General features: G+C 60.9%; 16 protein-coding genes. 8 read left to right on the top strand and 8 right to left on the bottom strand.

Annotated features, from left to right (window positions below; genetic code table 11):
* Positions 1 to 85: 85 nt before the first annotated feature.
* The gene (locus ASG55_RS12470) at positions 86 to 1,006 is read left to right on the top strand and encodes a LysR family transcriptional regulator (RefSeq protein ID WP_056787021.1); all 921 of its coding nucleotides are present in this window, start codon (positions 86 to 88) and stop codon (positions 1,004 to 1,006) included.
* Positions 1,007 to 1,106: 100 nt separating this feature from the next.
* Here ASG55_RS12470 and ASG55_RS12465 read toward each other — a convergent pair whose 3' ends face one another.
* Positions 1,107 to 2,120, bottom strand: coding sequence for an ABC transporter substrate-binding protein (locus ASG55_RS12465; RefSeq protein WP_056787018.1), 1,014 nt, complete (start codon positions 2,118 to 2,120; stop codon positions 1,107 to 1,109).
* Between the two features lie 395 nt (positions 2,121 to 2,515).
* Here ASG55_RS12465 and ASG55_RS12460 point away from each other — a divergent pair, with 395 nt between their 5' ends.
* The 3 genes from ASG55_RS12460 to ASG55_RS12450 are packed head-to-tail and all read left to right on the top strand — an operon-like array spanning position 2,516 to position 6,551.
* Positions 2,516 to 4,114, top strand: coding sequence for an ABC transporter permease (locus ASG55_RS12460; RefSeq protein WP_056787015.1), 1,599 nt, complete (start codon positions 2,516 to 2,518; stop codon positions 4,112 to 4,114).
* Positions 4,111 to 4,926: an ABC transporter ATP-binding protein gene (locus ASG55_RS12455; protein ID WP_041477445.1), complete on the top strand. Its 816-nt coding sequence runs from the start codon at positions 4,111 to 4,113 to the stop codon at positions 4,924 to 4,926. The genes ASG55_RS12460 and ASG55_RS12455 overlap by 4 nt, the downstream gene beginning before the upstream one ends.
* Before the next feature lie 14 nt (positions 4,927 to 4,940).
* Complete coding sequence (locus ASG55_RS12450) at positions 4,941 to 6,551, top strand: arylsulfatase (protein ID WP_056787013.1); 1,611 nt, start codon at positions 4,941 to 4,943, stop codon at positions 6,549 to 6,551.
* Between the two features lie 179 nt (positions 6,552 to 6,730).
* Here the strand turns inward: ASG55_RS12450 and ASG55_RS12445 are convergent, their stop codons facing one another.
* Positions 6,731 to 7,801, bottom strand: a complete 1,071-nt coding sequence (locus tag ASG55_RS12445; protein WP_056787009.1) for a fatty acid desaturase — start codon at positions 7,799 to 7,801, stop codon at positions 6,731 to 6,733.
* Positions 7,802 to 7,901: 100 nt separating this feature from the next.
* On the opposite strand from ASG55_RS12445, the gene ASG55_RS12440 reads away from it, so the two are divergent.
* Complete coding sequence (locus ASG55_RS12440; protein WP_056787006.1) at positions 7,902 to 8,906, top strand: AraC family transcriptional regulator; 1,005 nt, start codon at positions 7,902 to 7,904, stop codon at positions 8,904 to 8,906.
* 3 nt (positions 8,907 to 8,909) lie between these two features.
* Here the strand turns inward: ASG55_RS12440 and ASG55_RS12435 are convergent, their stop codons facing one another.
* The 4 genes from ASG55_RS12435 to ASG55_RS12420 all read right to left on the bottom strand — a co-directional run bounded on the left by ASG55_RS12435 (position 8,910) and on the right by ASG55_RS12420 (position 12,544).
* A complete protein-coding gene (locus tag ASG55_RS12435) occupies positions 8,910 to 10,133 on the bottom strand; it encodes a type II toxin-antitoxin system HipA family toxin (protein ID WP_056787004.1) in 1,224 nt (407 codons plus the stop codon).
* Positions 10,126 to 10,374, bottom strand: coding sequence for a helix-turn-helix domain-containing protein (locus tag ASG55_RS12430; RefSeq protein ID WP_056787001.1), 249 nt, complete (start codon positions 10,372 to 10,374; stop codon positions 10,126 to 10,128). Before ASG55_RS12430 ends, ASG55_RS12435 begins: the two co-directional genes overlap by 8 nt.
* 111 nt (positions 10,375 to 10,485) lie before the next feature.
* Positions 10,486 to 11,874, bottom strand: coding sequence for a heavy metal sensor histidine kinase (locus tag ASG55_RS12425; protein ID WP_056786999.1), 1,389 nt, complete (start codon positions 11,872 to 11,874; stop codon positions 10,486 to 10,488).
* Positions 11,864 to 12,544, bottom strand: coding sequence for a heavy metal response regulator transcription factor (locus tag ASG55_RS12420; protein WP_041477440.1), 681 nt, complete (start codon positions 12,542 to 12,544; stop codon positions 11,864 to 11,866). The genes ASG55_RS12425 and ASG55_RS12420 overlap by 11 nt, the downstream gene beginning before the upstream one ends.
* Before the next feature lie 136 nt (positions 12,545 to 12,680).
* Here ASG55_RS12420 and ASG55_RS12415 point away from each other — a divergent pair, with 136 nt between their 5' ends.
* Positions 12,681 to 13,166 (top strand): GlcG/HbpS family heme-binding protein, encoded by a 486-nt coding sequence (locus ASG55_RS12415; RefSeq protein ID WP_041477439.1) that lies wholly within the window; start codon positions 12,681 to 12,683, stop codon positions 13,164 to 13,166.
* 11 nt (positions 13,167 to 13,177) lie between these two features.
* Complete coding sequence (gene uraH / locus ASG55_RS12410; protein WP_056786996.1) at positions 13,178 to 13,588, top strand: hydroxyisourate hydrolase; 411 nt, start codon at positions 13,178 to 13,180, stop codon at positions 13,586 to 13,588.
* Positions 13,589 to 13,748: 160 nt separating this feature from the next.
* On the opposite strand, the gene ASG55_RS12405 is transcribed toward uraH, so the two are convergent.
* Entirely contained in the window at positions 13,749 to 14,426 is a 678-nt protein-coding gene (locus ASG55_RS12405; protein ID WP_041477437.1) for a Crp/Fnr family transcriptional regulator, read from the bottom strand.
* 84 nt (positions 14,427 to 14,510) lie between these two features.
* On the opposite strand from ASG55_RS12405, the gene ASG55_RS12400 reads away from it, so the two are divergent.
* Positions 14,511 to 15,035: an Mpo1 family 2-hydroxy fatty acid dioxygenase gene (locus ASG55_RS12400; RefSeq protein WP_056786994.1), complete on the top strand. Its 525-nt coding sequence runs from the start codon at positions 14,511 to 14,513 to the stop codon at positions 15,033 to 15,035.
* Between the two features lie 82 nt (positions 15,036 to 15,117).
* On the opposite strand, the gene ASG55_RS12395 is transcribed toward ASG55_RS12400, so the two are convergent.
* Positions 15,118 to 16,107 (bottom strand): sulfate/molybdate ABC transporter ATP-binding protein, encoded by a 990-nt coding sequence (locus ASG55_RS12395; protein ID WP_056786991.1) that lies wholly within the window; start codon positions 16,105 to 16,107, stop codon positions 15,118 to 15,120.

The following is a 16,107-nucleotide window of genomic DNA, read 5'->3' as shown; positions in this document are numbered from 1 at the left end:
GACGGAATAAGAGCTTGCATTTAAAACCTCAAGCAACCCTCGTCGCAAATGCCTTCGAGCTATTTTTAGGATGCCGGAAAAGCATATGGATCTTCGCCAGTTGCGCTACTTCATCGCCCTTAACGAACACCGCAGTTTTGTCCGTGCGGCAGAAGCCATGGGCATCACTCAACCGGCGTTCAGCCGCAGCATTCAGGGGCTGGAGCAGGAATTCGGTTGCGTGCTGGTCGATCGCGGCAACAAGGATCTGCGCCCTACGCCCGAAGGCCAGGTGGTGCTGCAACACGCCCTGAGCCTGGTGCAGGGCGCAGCTTTGCTCAGCGCCGAAGTGACGCAGATGACCAAGCTCGACGCTGGCGAAGTGCACTTCGGCTGCGGCCCGGCGCCGGCAGTGAAACTGGTGCCGGATGCGGTGGCGCAGTTCATCAATGCGCACCCGAAAGTGCGCACCTGTTTTCAAGTGGATAACTGGGAAAAACTCAGCCGTGCGCTGAGCCGCGAAGAGATCGAATTCTTCATCGCCGACATCCGCCATTTCGAGTCCGACCCGAATTTCCAGACGCAACCGCTGACGCCCAAGCGCGGCGTGTTTTTCTGCCGGCCGGGGCATCCGTTGCTGGCCAAGGAAAGCCTGTCGACCAACGACATGTTCGACTACCCGCTGGCCGCCACACTGATCCCGCCGGGCATTCGCAAGCTGCTGGCGAACCTGAGCGGGCGCATCGATTTCTCGCCGACCATCGAGACCGAGCACTTTCCGGCACTGGTCAAAGTGGTGCTGCAATCCAATGCGATAGGTGTCGGTACCGAGGAGGCGTTTGCCGAGGATGTCGCCAAGGGCTCGCTGGTGCTGCTGCACTGGCGCAACCTGCCGCAGAACCTCGAAACGATGAACGCGCGCTGCGGCATCGTCAGCCGCACCGGGTTTCGACTATCACCAGCAGCGAGGGCAATGATCGAGACGTTGATCGCGTTGGATCGGCAGGACGTCAGCGTCGCTGTCTGAAACCCTTTCGCGAGCAGGCTCGCTCCCACACAGGACCTGTGTACACATCCAATGTGGGAGCGAGCCTGCTCGCGAAGAGGGCAGCGAAGACGCTGGAGATCTAAAGCTTGGCGGCTGAGAGTTCAGGCGCCACCCAATCACTGACCTTGAACGGCTTGCGGATCAGCTTCTGCTGCGCCGCCAGGTCGACCTTGTCTTGCAGGCCGCTCAAGAACACCGGATCCAGTGTCGACGGGAAAATCTCACTGAGATTCTGGTCCTTCAGATCCTGAGCCAGAATCACCGGCGGATAACTGGCCAGCCCTGATACCAGCTGCACATAGGCGTCCTTGTTGCTGTCCTGCGTCAGCCACTCGACCGCTTGCTGCTGCGCCTTGAGCAGTTTCGCAATGACCTCAGGATGGGCGTCGACAAACTTGCCATTACCCAGCAGCACCGCCTGCACGCTGCCAGCGCCGCCAAGGTCCTTGGTGTTGAGCGGCAATTCCGCCAGGCCTTTGGCTTGCAAGGCACTCAGCGCGGAGCTGCCCCACGAGGCATCGATCTGCTTGGCCGCGAGTGCCGAAACCGCCGCGTTGAAATCCAGATTGATGACCTTCAGATCCTTCTCGCTCAGGCCCTGACTGGCCAGCGCCGCATCGAACGACAGCTGCGTCGCCGTCCCGCGAAAGATCGCCACGCGTTTGCCCTTGAGATCCTGCAAGGTCTTGATCCCCGAGCCGGGCACCACGCCGAGGTATTGCTTGACCCCACGCGCCGTCGCGCTGAGCAGGCGCGTGTCCAGACCGTTGGACTTGCCGATGATCGCGGCCAGATCACCGAGATAGGCCAGATCGACCTGCCCATTGGCAAACGCCTCATTGATCACCGGCCCGGCGCCCTTGAAGAAACTCCACTGGATCTTGATGCCCTGCTCGGCGAAGGCCTTTTCGAAGATCTGCTGATCGCGCAGCACATCGACGATGCCGCCGCCGCTGTGTTGAGTGCCGGCGCTGAGGTCGGGCACCGCGATGCGGATTTCCTTGAGTTCTTCGGCTTGGGCGCCAAGCGCAAGAAAGCCTGCAAGCGCGGGGACGGCAAACAGGCTGAGGATTCGTTTGAAGGGAAGGTTCATGGGTGCGGCTCCTTGATCGCTGAGGAGCCGAAAGTAGGCTGACTGGCTACATTCGCTTAAATACTAAAAATTCACATTTTTATATCTTTATGAGCTAAGCAAGTGGTTGTGCGGCGTGCAGCGCGATATGCATTAACAGCATCGAAAATATTCTTCGAATGCATTGGATGCGCGTAAGTAGGCAAGCCTTAAATGGATTCGCTTATCTCCCGATAGCATCGAACGCAACTTTGTTAGATCAGTTTCATATATGACGAAACCCAGTGTGGGAGCGAGCCTGCTCGCGAATAGGCCATACCAGCCGACATCAGTGCTGCCTGAAACAGCCATTCGCGAGCAGGCTCGCTCCCACATGAAAAGCGGTTCGCCATGCAACCCGACAACGGAGGTCACCCATGGCCCGTCAATCTCTGCTCAGCCTGCCGCTGGCCGCGCCGCCGCTGAAAAGCCGTCGCACCTGGCCGAGCCTGAATCAACGCCTGTTGCCCTGGCTGTTGCCCGTCAGCCTGTTCGTCCTGTGGTGGCTGGCCGCGCGCAATCAGTGGATGAGCGAGCAGATCCTGCCGGCGCCATCGCTGGTGTGGAGCAGCGCTGTGGAACTGGCCCAAGGCGAGTTGTGGAGTCATTTGTGGATCAGCCTGCAACGGTTGTTCTGGGGCTTGTTGGCAGGCGTTTCGACCGGCGCGGTGCTTGGCGCCGCACTGGGCTTCAGTCGACGTCTGGAGCGCCTGGTTTTTCCGACATTCGCTGGATTGGCGCAGGTGCCGACGCTGGCGTGGATTCCGCTGTTCATGGTGTTCTTCGGCATCGGCGAAGTGCTGAAACTGGTGGTGCTGATCAAGGCCATTGTGGTGCCGGTGACCTTGCACACACTGGTTGGCGTGCGCGATGCGCAACCGAAACTGCGCGAAGCCGCCGCCGTGTTGCGCCTGCCGCCGCGTCTGCTGATTCGTCGTCTGGTGCTTCCCGCTGCGCTGCCGGCGTTCATGGCTGGCGTGCGCCTGGCACTCGCCGCCGGCTGGACCTCGTTGCTGGCGGTCGAGCTGCTGGCCTCCAGTGAAGGCATCGGCTATCTGATGGTCTGGGCGCGGCAGCTGTTCATGCTCGACATCGTGTTCGTGTGCATCGTGGTCATCGGTCTGATCGGTGTGGCCATGGATCGCGGCATCGGCCTGCTCGACCGCAGACTGGTGCACTGGCCGCACCCGGCCACCGCGCAAATCACTCGCGGCCCGCGCTATCAGGGCTGGCAACGCCTGCAACCGTGGCTGTTGCCGCTGGGCTTGTTGGCGCTTTGGCAAACGGCCAATGATCAGCAGTGGGTCGACGCGAATATTCTGATCAGCCCTGCGGCTGTGCTGAGCACGACATGGGACGGACTGCTCGACGGCACGCTGGTCAACGGCATGGCGCTGAGCCTGAGCCGCACCCTGGGCGGCTTGCTGATCGGTGGCGGCCTCGGCTTCGCCCTGGGCTTGCTCCTCGGCCTGTCGCGTTTCAGCGAACGCCTGCTCGGCCCGACACTCGCCGCACTGCGGCAGATTGCGATTTTCGCCTGGGTGCCACTGCTCACCGCGTGGTTCGGTCTCGGCGAACTGGCCAAGTGGGTGTTCGTCGCTCTCGCCGCCTTCTTCCCGCTGTTCGTCGCCACCCAGCGCAGCGTCGCCAATCTCTCGCCGCAACTCAACGAAGCCGCGCAAGTGCTGCGCCTGAGGCTCGGCCAGCGCCTGCGTCGACTGGTGCTGCCCGGCGCTGCGCCGGGGATTTTCGCAGGGCTGCGATTGAGCCTGATCTACGCCTGGCTCGGCACCATCGGCGCTGAATATTTCATGCCGTCCAATGGCGGCATCGGCAGCCAGATGATCGGCGCGCAGCAGCTGTTGCGCATGGATCTGATCATGGCCGGCATGCTGCTGGTCGGCCTCACCGGCGCCCTGCTCAACCTGATCGGCCAACGCCTGGAAATTCGCGCGACCCGCTGGAGACACGCATGAACGCACCGATTGTCAGCTTCAACCACGTAGGCAAATCCTTCGCCGTCAACGGTTTCGAACTGGAGGCGATTCGCGAATTCAACCTGGACATTGCCGAGGGCGAATTCGTCGCCATCGTCGGCTCCAGCGGCTGCGGCAAATCCACTTTGCTGCGTTTGCTGGTCGGCCTCGACACCGAGTTTCGCGGACAGATCAGTGTCGATGGCAAGGCCGTCAGCGGCATCGGCGGCGAGCGCGGTATCGTCTTTCAGGAACATCGTCTGTTTCCGTGGCTGACGGTCGCCGACAACATCGGCCTCGGTCTGGTCAATGAACCGCTGAGCGGAGCGCAGAAACAACAACGCATCAAAGACTTTATCGAGCTGGTCGGCCTCAGCGATTTCACCGCGGCCTATCCGCATCAACTCTCCGGCGGCATGGCGCAGCGCGTGGCGATTGCTCGCGGTCTCGTCGCCAGCCCGCGAATCCTGTTGCTCGACGAACCCTTCGGCGCCCTCGACGCACTGACCCGCCAGCAAATGCAGGACGAACTGCTGGCAATCCGCGAACGAGCAAAGATCACCACGATTCTGGTGACCCACGATGTCGAGGAAGCGATTTTTCTGGCCGATCGCGTGGTGGTGATGGAGCCGCGTCCGGGGCGGATCAAGCAAGTGGTCGACATCGCCCTGCCGCACCCGCGCCAGCGCAGCAGTTACGACTTTCATCAGCTGCGCGAAGAACTGCTGCACGAGCTAACCAGTGATGACCATTACCAACCGAGCGCACCGGTGCAGATCCGCGATCTGCCGCTGACGTTCATTGCCTGCTGAACAGGAGTTTCGCGATGCCGCAACGTCCCAACTTTCTAGTGATTCTGGCCGACGACCTAGGCTTTTCCGACATCGGTGCGTTCGGCGGCGAAATCGCTACGCCGAACCTCGATGCGCTGGCCGAGAACGGCCTGCGCCTGACCGATTTCCACACCGCACCGACCTGCTCGCCGACGCGCTCGATGCTGCTGACCGGCACCGATCACCACATCGCCGGCATCGGCACCATGGCCGAAGCGTTGACCCCGGAACTGATCGGCAAACCTGGCTACGAAGGCTACCTGAATGACCGCGTCGTCGCCCTGCCCGAGCTGCTGCGCGAGGCCGGCTATCAAACCTTGATGAGCGGCAAATGGCATTTGGGTCTGAAGGCTGAACTGGCGCCCCATGCGCGCGGTTTCGAGCGCTCGTTTTCACTGTTGCCGGGCGCTGCCAACCACTATGGTTTCGAGCCGACCTACGATGAGCAAACGCCGGGCCTGCTGAAATCCACCCCGGCGCTGTACATCGAGGACGATCAGTTTGTTGACGAGTTGCCGAAGGATTTCTATTCCTCCGATGCCTTCGGCGACAAGCTGCTGCAGTACCTCAAGGAACGCGATCAGACCCGGCCGTTCTTCGCTTACCTGCCCTTCTCCGCGCCGCACTGGCCGCTGCAGGCACCGGCCGAGATCGTCGAGAAATACCGTGGCCGCTATGATGCCGGACCGGAAGTGCTGCGCCTCGAACGCCTGGAAAAACTCAAGGCACTGGGTCTGATCGAGGCAGACGTCGAACCGCACCCGCTGATTCAGCTCAGCGCGCAGTGGGACGCGATGAGCGATGAACAAAGGCAGATTTCCGCACGAGCCATGGAGGTCTACGCGGCGATGGTCGAGCGCATGGACTGGAACATCGGCCGGGTCGTCGATTACCTGCGCCAGCAAGGCCAGCTCGACAACACCTTCATCCTGTTCATGTCCGACAACGGTGCCGAAGGCGCGCTGCTGGAAGCGTTCCCCAAATTCGGCCCGGAGCTGATGACCTACCTCAACCAGCATTACGACAACAGCCTCGACAACATCGGCCGGGCCAATTCCTACGTCTGGTACGGGCCGAACTGGGCGCAAGTGGCAACCGCGCCGTCACGCTTGTTCAAGGCTTTCACCACCGAGGGCGGGATCCGCGTGCCGGCGCTGCTGCACTATCCACAATTGCCGCTGAAAGGGCAGATCAGCCATGGTTTCGGCACGGTGATGGACATCACCCCGACCATTCTCGATCTGGCTGGCGTGCGGCATCCGGGCAAACAGTGGAAAGGCAAAGCCGTGGCGCCACTGCGCGGCAAGTCGTGGCTGGGGTTTCTGTCCGGCGAGACCGCGCAGGTGCATGACGAGCACACCGTGACAGGGTGGGAATTGTTCGGACGCCGGGCGATTCGCCAGGGCTCGTGGAAAGCGGTGTGGATCCCCGGGCCGGTCGGGCCGGCGACCTGGCAACTTTATGATCTGGCGAATGATCCAGGGGAGATTCATGATCTGGCGTTGAGTCAGCCACAGAAACTCACTGACCTGATCGGGCATTGGCAGCGGTATGTAGAAGAGACCGGGGTGATCCTCAGTGCTTCGCCGTTTCAGCCGGATTGAACCAAGATCAAAAGCCCCCCTCACCCCCAGCCCTCTCCCTGAGGGGGAGGGGGAAAGGGAGCAGATCTTCATGCTTTTCCAACCTGAGGTCGGCTCGAAATTTCAGGTCGATGTATCCAGCATAAACAGCTAGATCAGTCCCCTCTCCCCTGGGAGAGGGTTAGGGTGAGGGGCATCTGTCAGGCCTCCACCGCCTCCCCGGACACCACTTCCTCATCTCCGCGCACAAACCGGTTCGCCCGGCCAAACGTGCCGAAATCATTGAACCGCACGCCCATCTCGCGCATCACCTTGTGCGCCACCGGCACGGTCATCTGACGAATGTAAAACGGCTCCTTGACCACGAAATGATGAATCCCGTGACTGCTGCCGAAGTTGAAGCAGAACGCTTGCAACGGCCACAGCCACCACGGGTTCAGCACCTGGCATTGCTGCAGCACATTGCCCGGTTCGACGTCGCCGTAGTAATGCATGTTCGAGCTGATGAAGTGCAGGCAGAAAGTGCGCAGCACGTTGGGGCCAATGATCACCACGGCGGCGATATCGATCACCTGCATCACCGACAGCGTGGTGGCCGACCATTCGATGGGCGAGCCGAGCAAATGCGCAATGCCATTGGCCGCGTGAAAGCCGAGAAACACATACCACGCGCCCCAATGCAGCAGCGCCAGCGGTGCGTAGACCTTGAGCACGCGTTTGGCGATGCTCCACTTGTGTGCCCAGGTCCTGGCGCGGAGCAGGCGGATAAACGCCGACATGACGTTATCGCCAACCATCAGCAGACGGGCAAACCCCCACGGCTCGCCATTGGTGATTGCGCGCTCTTCCATGTCGGCTTCAGTGCCGGAAACCTTGTGATGGTTGAGGTGCAGATGACGACGGATCCACGGGTTGATCGTGCTCGGTCGCGCCAGCCAGACCAGGCCCATCATCAGGTTGTGCGGCACGCGCTGCTTGCGGAAGTACATGCTGTGGATCAGGTCGTGTTCCAGCTCATGGGTCAGCGAGGCGAAAAACCCGTTGAGCAGCAGGCACACCCACCAGGCCATATGGCCAGTGATGTACAGCGCCGCCGAGCCGATCATCCCGGCCAGCGCCAACGCCAGAATCCCCGCACCGAGGGCATCCTGATGCTGAAGCATCGGGTAGCGCTCACGCAATTGCGCACCCTTGGCCAACACCACTTGGCGAATATGTGCCGAGCGCTGCGCCGCATTCAGTCGTTCAGGGCTTGCAGAAGTACCGTCCATGCTTCCATCCTCGGGTCTAAGATGAATGCATCGTGCCTTGCCGGGGTTCGATCCGCGCTAGCCAAGAACGCCAACCTGTTGACCGGACGCGCCAATCAGCATGAAGGAACCGACCTCCCTCGCCAGCTGGACCCGCGCCTTGCGCAAACAACTCGACGCGCTCGGGCTGGACAGCCTTGCCTTGTGCCAACAGGCCGGGCTCGACCCTACGCTGATGGACGACCCCAATGCGCGCTATCCGCTATCCGGTACCACGCGCCTGTGGGCGCTCGCCGTTGAAGCCAGCGGCGACCCGGCGCTGGGCTTGCGCGTGTCGCGTTTCGTCAGCCCGACCACGTTCCACGCGCTTGGTTATGCACTGGTGGCGAGCGGCAGCTTGCGCGAAGTGTTCGAACGCATCGTGCGTTATCATCCGGTGGTCAGCGATGCGCTGGAGCTGGAGCTGAGCCGTAGCAATGACCGTTATCAATTTCGCCTGAAAATTCCGCCCGGCAACCCGGCGCCGGCCTTCGAAGCCATCGACGCATTTACGGCGATCTACGTGCGCACCTGCCGCAATCGCCTCGGCCGTGACTACGCACCGCTGGCGGTGTACTTGCGCCGCCCCGAACCGAGCGATGCCCAGCAATGGCACAAAGTCTTCCGCGCGCCGGTGTATTTTTCCGCCGCCGAAGACCGCCTGGAATTCGCCCTCGGCGACTTCGACAGCCACCTCGACGACGCCAACCCGGAACTGGCCGAGCACAACGAAGCCGTACTCAAACGCACCCTCGCCCAGCTCAAACCGCTGACCTGGGAGCGCAAGGTGCGCGATGCCATTGAAGAACAACTGCCCGAAGGCGAACCGAGCGCCGAGCGCATCGCCCAGGCCTTGCACCTGAGCCTGCGCAGCCTGCAGCGGCATCTGGCGGATGAGGGCTGTCGCTTCGACACCCTGCTCAACGAAAGCCGCGAAAACCTCGCGCTGCTGCACCTGCGTGACCCGCAGTGTTCCTTGAGTGAAGTCAGCTATCTGCTGGGATTCGCCGACACCAGCAGCTTCAGCCGCGCGTTCAAGCGCTGGACCGGGATGACGCCGGGGCAGTTTCGGGATCAGTTGCGCTGAGTTTCAACTGTTGCGCAGGCTGCGCGCCAGACCGGCCGACCATTGTTCGATCATTGCAGCGCCCACCTCTGCGAAGGCAGGATGATTTGCGCTGTACTCCGCCATTTCGCCCAGCGCTTGCTGTACACCCTGCGCGACCATTTGCAGTAACTGGTTGCAACGCGCTTCACTTAGATTGCAGGCCGTACGACCAAACTTGGTAAGCATTTTATGCTTGGGCCACGCCTTCGAACCGCCCAACAGCAGTGCCATGCTATCGCTCTTGATGTACACCGACGTGGTGATGATGTCGTACGCCGGAGCCAGCCTGACCAATGCGCGCTCGCCACAATCCTCATAGAGCACGCCAAAGTTTTTCAGGTGGGCATCGCCGTTTTTCAATGCCGCCGATAAAGCGACAATCTTGAAGAAAGCTTCCAGTGCGTGCTTGAGTAATGAGGGCGAAACAAACGCCTTGATCTGCCGTGCGACTCCTTCGTAAGAGCCATCGTATTTGGCCTTCGACGGCCAGCCGTTGAGCACGCAAAAGTCTTCGAAACCGAGGTATCCGGTGTCGCTCAAGTCAAAACGCTCGATGACGAGAAATTTGCCATGCTCGCTGAGTTCGAAATGCGGCACGTCGAGGCCACAAAGTTGCGCAGCGCGCAGGCAGAAATATTCGTTGGTTGCCAGCTCGGGATACTCTTCGGCACGGAAGGCTTTGACCAGATGAGTCGAGCCTCGGTGCGTCAGTCGGTCTATTGCAGCGGCACTGTCACGCACCAACACTTTGGGCTGCACGCCTGAAACTCCGGAATACTGCCCGTAAGTCTGCAAAAGATCCTCGAACAAACCTTGCGCACCGTCATGAACCAACAATTCAGCCAGCGAGGTTTCAGGTGGACGATCAGTTGTCGATGCGCTCGCGATCGAAAGACGCCCGAGTTGATGCGGGCCGACGATACTTAGTAAAGCGAAGTCATCGAAGCCGCGCACGGCTTTGCTGAAACGCCGGACCAACTCATCGCGCAACGCACCTTCAGGAAGATTCATCTCGAATATCGGATGAATGCCGCGTTCATAACCATAACTTTCCAGGCGTGTCGGCATGGTCAGCGAAACGGCATTTTCATCAATCGCATCGTCCCGATAGCTGAACACGCTGTCGACACCTGCGTGCCCGCGCCCCAATCTTCCAACCTCATGGCCGCCGACGCAGACCTGCAAGCGGTCCAATGCCTCAGTCATGGAAGTTCATCTTGCGCAGCGTGTCGAGTGTCGGCCGTCGAGAGGCGCGGGGGATTGCGGCCAATTCGTAGCCGAATCCGTTAAGAATCGCTTCGACTTTACGCAGACCGATTTCCGAGATTGTGTTGTTTTCAATCCCCGAGATTGTTGCGCGGCTCATGCCGTATTGCTGCGCCAAAGCTTGCTGGGACAGCTTTTCAGCCTTACGCAAGCTTCTGATCAACTCGCCAATTTTTTCCATCACCGCCCCAGATGCATTGTTTACAATGCAAATCCACCAAAAAAATTTAATTGCATCATTAACAATGCAATTAAATGAGCTTAGCGTAGATGGTCAGCCATCGCTAACGTCTTAACACGGCCCCGCAAACCCCAACTCAAACACCGTCCCCCCCACATCACTCCTCACCCGCACCTGCCCGCCATGCAACTGCATGATCGACTGCACGATCGCCAAACCCAGCCCACCCGAATCTCCCGGTTCCGCACGTGAAGGATCGACGCGGTAGAAACGGTCGAACAGTTTGCCCAGATGCTCAGGCGCGATGACCGGGCCGTGGTTGTGCACTTGCAGCCAGCACATACCCGGTTCATCGCGGCGTTGCAGGCTGATCAGGCTGTCGGGGTCGGCGTGGCGTACGGCGTTGGCCAGCAGGTTGCCGAGGGCGCGTTGCAGCAGTTGCTGGTCGGCGAGCAATTCGCCGTGCATGCGGTTTTGCAGTTGGAGGTCGCGGTCATCGGCGAGGGCTTCGAAGTAATCGCAGAGCTCGTCGCCGACGTCGTGCAAGTCCAGTGTGTGCAGATTTAGCGCACGTTCGGCCTGTTCGGCGCGGGCGAGGAACATCAGGTTCTCGGCCATGCGCTTGAGCCGTTCGAACTCTTCCATGTTCGAGGCCAGCACTTCCTGATATTCGGCCGTGCTGCGCGGATGGTTCAGGGCCTGGCCGTTGCCGGCGAGCAAGGTGTGCAGCGGCGTGCGGATTTCGTGCGCGAGGTCGGCGGAGAATTGCGACAGGCGCTGCACGCTGTCGTCCAGCCGCGCCAGCATGGTGTTGAGCGCGTGCACCGGCTCGCGCAGTTCGCTCGGCGTGCCCTCGGTAGGCAGGCGTCGATCGAGGCTGCGCAGATCGATACTGCGCACCGCTTCGCTCAACTGATGCAAGGGCTGCAAGCCACGCCGCAGCAATAACAGACCCAAGGCAAATGCGAGCACCGCGCCGAGGCCGACGGACAGGTACAGACGCAGGCGATAACTGCCGAGCATCTGCTCGCGCTCGCTGAGCACTTTGCCGGCGATCACCGTGAGGGTTTCACCGTTGGGGCCTTGGGCCTGGCCGGACAGCAAGGCCAATTCGGCGCCGTCGCTGGCCTGCCAGGTGAGCACGTCACGGCGCTGCGGCATTTGCTCTCGCGCTAATGCATTGAGCGCGGGCAGTTCACGCTGACGCGGGTTGATCGCGATCACGCTGGAGCCGTCGGCCCGGCGCACCAGCAGCAGACTGTCGAGATTACCGAGCATGTTCTGATACAACCGTGGCCGTGCCTGCAAGGCGTCGAGGCTGTCGCTGTCGGCGAGCAAGGCGCGCACTTGCTCGAGGCGACCGAGCAAGGCCATGTCGTCACGAAAGGCCAATTCCGAGGCCAGCGAGCGGTAGAGGAACACGCCGATTGCGCTCAGCACCAGCGCGCAGACCATGGCGAAGGCCAGCGCCAATCGCCAGGCGATCGACTTACTCCACATCGTCCGGCGCTTCCAGTTGATAACCGACGCCGCGCACGGTGTGGATAAGTTTCGGCATGTACGGATCATCAACCTTGGCGCGCAGACGCCGGACGGCGACTTCGACCATGTTGGTGTCGCTGTCGAAATTCAGGTTCCACACTTGCGAGGCGATCAGCGTGCGCGAAAGCACTTCGCCCTGGCGGCTGGCGAGCAGTTGCAAGAGGGCGAATTCCTTGTTGGTCAGGGCAATGCGCTGGCCGCCGCGACTGACCCGTCGGCGCAATACGTCGATTTCCAGGTCGGCGATGCTGTACGACTCGGCTTCGCGCATCGGCCCGCGTCGCAGTAGCGTGCGCACGCGCGCGAGCAGTTCGGCGAAGGCGAAGGGTTTAAGCAGGTAGTCATCTGCGCCCAGCTCAAGACCACGCACGCGGTCTTCGATAGCGTCCTTGGCGGTGAGAAACAGCACCGGTGTGGCGCCGCGCTGGCGGATCAGTTGCAACAATTGCCAGCCGTTGAGACCCGGGAGCATCACGTCGAGGATGATCAGGTCGTATTCCTGCTGCTCGATAAAATAGCGGCCGTCGAGGCCATTGAGCGCCACATCCACGGCGAAACCCGACTCGCCCAGGCCCTTGGCGAGGAAATTCGCGGTTTTGGCTTCATCTTCTACGACCAGCAAACGCATGGCACACCTCGATTGATCAGGCACACAGGCTAGGCGTGTTCGGCGCCGTTGCCCATTACAAACTTGTAATCCGCCTGACGGGGTTCTGACGAAGTGCGCCGGTTAAGGTGCAGACCTTCCCATTCGGAGCCTGCACATGACCGTCAAATACCTTGTCGCCAGCCTGATCCTCGGCCTCAGCGGCGCTGCAAGTGCCACGCCAGAACTGCCGCGCCACGCCGATCTCGACCTGAAAACCGCACGCTGGCTGGCGGACAAGGCGATGAGCAGTTGCACCGGCACGGTGTCGGTGCTCGACCGTGGCGGTAACTTGCTGGTGACGTTGCGTGGTGACGGCGTCGGGCCGCACAACACCGCCGCCAGCCAACGCAAGGCCTACACCGCGCTGTCGACCAAGACGCCGACGCGGCTGTTCGCCGAGCGCGCCCGCAGCAACCCGGAAACCGCCAACCTCAACACCCTCGATGAATTGCTTTTGCTCGGCGGCGGCATTCCGTTGTTCGCCGGCAGCGAACTGGTCGGCGCCATGGGCGTGGCCGGTTCCGGCGGCGGTGAGCAAGACGAAAACTGCGCCCGCGCCGCCGCCGACAAAGCCGGCCTGACCATCACCCGTTCCCACTAAGGAGATCCACCATGACCACCCTGCGCATGACTCTCGCCGCCCTCGGCCTGAGTGCTGTTTCCAGCCTGACGATGGCCGCCGGCAATCCGCTGAGCGTGCACGTGCTCAACCTGGAAAACGGCCTGCCGTCACCGGGCATCAACGTCACCCTGGAAAAACACGTCGGCGAAAACTGGCAACCACTGGCCCAAGGCACCACCAACGAGCAAGGGCGGATCGCCGAGCTGTTCCCGGCCAAACAGCCATTCGAAGCCGGTGAATACCGCGTGGTGTTCAAGACCGGCGAGTATTACCAGAAGATCAAGCATGAGACGTTCTTCCCGGAAATTCCGGTGATCTTTCAGGTCAAGCAGACCGATCAGCACTACCACATCCCGCTGCTGCTGAGCCCGTACGGTTTCTCGACCTATCGCGGTTCGTAAAATAAACACAGATCCTTTGTTGGAACTGGTTTCTGTGGCGAGGGGATTTATCCCCGTTGGACTGCGCAGCGGTCCCATTTTTCAGGGCCGCTTCGCGCCCCAGCGGGGATAAAACCCCTCGCCACAGGTGCCAGTTCCGACATTGGATCGGTTTCAGTTTTCAGATCGTGGCCAAGGCACGCAATCTCACCGCATCGAGAATTTCGATTTCGCCGTATGCGAGCCCGATAATCCCCTGCCCCTGCAGATCCTTGAGGATCTGATTGGTGGTCTGCCGCGACAGCGACAGCATCGCCGCCAGCTGCTCCTGCGGCAGTTGCAGCGTCCGGCGTGGTGCGTCGAGTTCGCCGTAGCCTTCGGCAATCATCAGCAGCCGATGGGCGAGACGCGCCGGGGCTGGCAGCAGGCTCAGCTGTTCGAGATTGATGAAGGCCAGGCGCAATTTGTGGCTCATCAACAGCGCCAGATGCCGCCAGTACTGCGGCTGTTCGTCGAGCAATTTGAGCAACGCCGCTTGCGGAACATTCAGCAAGGTGCACGACCCGACTGCATAGGCATCGTGAGTGCGAGGCTGGCCATCGAACAGGCAGATTTCGCCGAACCAGTGCGGCGCCTCCACCAGACTCAACAACGCCTCCTTGCCCTGCTCGCTCACCGCGCCGATGCGCACGGCGCCATCGAGCACTGCATACAGACCGCACGGCGCATCGCCACGCTGGAACAATCGTTGTCCCGCCGTCAGCCGCCGCTCCCGAGCCAGCGCCAGCAGGCTATCCTGAAAAGATGCAGGCAAATGACTGAACCACTGGCCGCTGAGCAACCGTGCACGAATTTGCATAACCACTCCTGGAGTGTCGCCTGCCCGACAGAGCGAACGCGGATCCCGAGGGATGATGCATTCAACCCCACTGGAGGAACAACAATGAAAAGCCTCGTCGACCATCTCAGTCAATACGCCGCCTACCACCGCGACCCGCGCAACATCGCCAGCCACTTTATCGGCATTCCGCTGATCGTGGTGGCGGTGGCTGTCCTGCTGTCACGGCCGCAGTGGGAGCTGGGCGGGCTGTGGATATCTCCAGCCGTTGTGGTGGCGCTGGCCTCGGCGTGGTTTTACCTGCGTCTGGAGTTGAAGCTTGGCGTGTTGATGACAGTACTGATGGGGCTGTCGGTGTGGGCCGGGCATGCACTGGCGCAGCAGAGCACCATGGTCTGGCTGAGCAGCGGCCTGGCGATGTTTGTGATCGGCTGGGTGATCCAGTTTGTCGGGCATCACTATGAAGGGCGCAAACCGGCGTTTGTCGATGATGTGTCGGGGCTGATTGTCGGGCCGTTGTTTGTCGTGGCTGAGTTGGCGTTTCTGCTGGGGATGCGGCAGGAATTGAAACAAGAGATCGAGTTGCGGGCGGGGGTGGTGCGGGTCAATCCGAATCGCGCTGCTGTCTAGATCGTATTCGCGAGCAGGCTCGCTCCCACATTTGGAATGAGTTTTCCCTGTGGGAGCGAGCCTGCTCGCGAAGCTTTTGCCTTTAAATATTGGCGACTTTCTGCCAGACCTTCGGCTTGAAGAACAAGGTCTCACCCTTGGCCAACCCGATCAGGCTGTCGTGGTCTTTCACCACTTCCGCTTCGATCAGATCCGTCTGCCCTTCCACCTTCAGCGTCACCCTCGTCGTCGCACCCAATGGGCGGATATCGCGCACTTCAGCGGCATGGTGATCTTCCAGCTCATGCTTGGACAGCGACACTTCATGCGGGCGGAACAGCACGTGGTTGTCGTCGCTCAACAGCAAGCGGTTCGAATCGCCGAGGAAGTGATAGACGAAATCGCTGGCCGGGTTTTCGTAGACGTCGCCCGGTGAGCCGATCTGCTCGATCACACCCTTGTTCATCACCACGATGCGGTCGGCGACTTCCATCGCTTCTTCCTGGTCGTGGGTCACGAACACCGAAGTCAGGTTGATGTCTTCGTGCAACCGCGCCAGCCAGCGCCGCAGTTCCTTGCGCACCTTGGCGTCGAGGGCGCCGAACGGTTCGTCGAGCAGCAGCACTTTAGGTTCCACCGCCAGGGCACGGGCCAACGCGATGCGCTGACGCTGGCCACCGGACAACTGCTCCGGGTAGCGATCCGACAACCAGTCCAGTTGCACCATGTTCAGCAGTTCGTGAACCTTGGTGGCGATCTGGCTTTCGCTCGGGCGCTGGTTTTTCGGTTTCATCCGCAGGCCGAACGCGACGTTGTCGAACACCGTCATGTGGCGGAACAAGGCGTAATGCTGGAACACGAAACCGACGTTACGATCACGCACATCGTGGCCGGAAACGTCCTCGCCGTGAAAAACGATGTTGCCCTGATCCGGGGTTTCCAGACCGGCAATAATCCGCAGCAAGGTGGTTTTGCCGCAGCCCGACGGACCAAGCAGCGCGACCAGCTCACCGCTGTGGATATCCAGGCTGATGTTGTCCAGCGCCTTGAACGCGTTGAAATTCTTGCTGACGTTACGCACTTCGATCGACAT

Source organism: Pseudomonas sp. Leaf434 (assembly GCF_001425545.1).
In the GTDB taxonomy this organism is placed as follows: Bacteria; Pseudomonadota; Gammaproteobacteria; order Pseudomonadales; family Pseudomonadaceae; genus Aquipseudomonas; species Aquipseudomonas siliginis.
The sequence above is the reverse complement of the archived record's forward strand: the minus strand, read 5'-3'. Positions and strand labels throughout refer to the sequence as shown.

Bases quoted from the DNA above. Each gene is read 5' to 3' on its own strand.
- ASG55_RS12470 (WP_056787021.1), top strand. From the start codon at position 86: ATGGATCTTCGCCAGTTGCGCTACTTCATCGCCCTTAACGAACACCGC.
- ASG55_RS12465 (WP_056787018.1), bottom strand. From the start codon at position 2,120: ATGAACCTTCCCTTCAAACGAATCCTCAGCCTGTTTGCCGTCCCCGCG.
- ASG55_RS12460 (WP_056787015.1), top strand. From the start codon at position 2,516: ATGGCCCGTCAATCTCTGCTCAGCCTGCCGCTGGCCGCGCCGCCGCTG.
- ASG55_RS12455 (WP_041477445.1), top strand. From the start codon at position 4,111: ATGAACGCACCGATTGTCAGCTTCAACCACGTAGGCAAATCCTTCGCC.
- ASG55_RS12450 (WP_056787013.1), top strand. From the start codon at position 4,941: ATGCCGCAACGTCCCAACTTTCTAGTGATTCTGGCCGACGACCTAGGC.
- ASG55_RS12445 (WP_056787009.1), bottom strand. From the start codon at position 7,801: ATGGACGGTACTTCTGCAAGCCCTGAACGACTGAATGCGGCGCAGCGC.
- ASG55_RS12440 (WP_056787006.1), top strand. From the start codon at position 7,902: ATGAAGGAACCGACCTCCCTCGCCAGCTGGACCCGCGCCTTGCGCAAA.
- ASG55_RS12435 (WP_056787004.1), bottom strand. From the start codon at position 10,133: ATGACTGAGGCATTGGACCGCTTGCAGGTCTGCGTCGGCGGCCATGAG.
- ASG55_RS12430 (WP_056787001.1), bottom strand. From the start codon at position 10,374: ATGGAAAAAATTGGCGAGTTGATCAGAAGCTTGCGTAAGGCTGAAAAG.
- ASG55_RS12425 (WP_056786999.1), bottom strand. From the start codon at position 11,874: ATGTGGAGTAAGTCGATCGCCTGGCGATTGGCGCTGGCCTTCGCCATG.
- ASG55_RS12420 (WP_041477440.1), bottom strand. From the start codon at position 12,544: ATGCGTTTGCTGGTCGTAGAAGATGAAGCCAAAACCGCGAATTTCCTC.
- ASG55_RS12415 (WP_041477439.1), top strand. From the start codon at position 12,681: ATGACCGTCAAATACCTTGTCGCCAGCCTGATCCTCGGCCTCAGCGGC.
- uraH (WP_056786996.1), top strand. From the start codon at position 13,178: ATGACCACCCTGCGCATGACTCTCGCCGCCCTCGGCCTGAGTGCTGTT.
- ASG55_RS12405 (WP_041477437.1), bottom strand. From the start codon at position 14,426: ATGCAAATTCGTGCACGGTTGCTCAGCGGCCAGTGGTTCAGTCATTTG.
- ASG55_RS12400 (WP_056786994.1), top strand. From the start codon at position 14,511: ATGAAAAGCCTCGTCGACCATCTCAGTCAATACGCCGCCTACCACCGC.
- ASG55_RS12395 (WP_056786991.1), bottom strand. From the start codon at position 16,107: ATGTCGATCGAAGTGCGTAACGTCAGCAAGAATTTCAACGCGTTCAAG.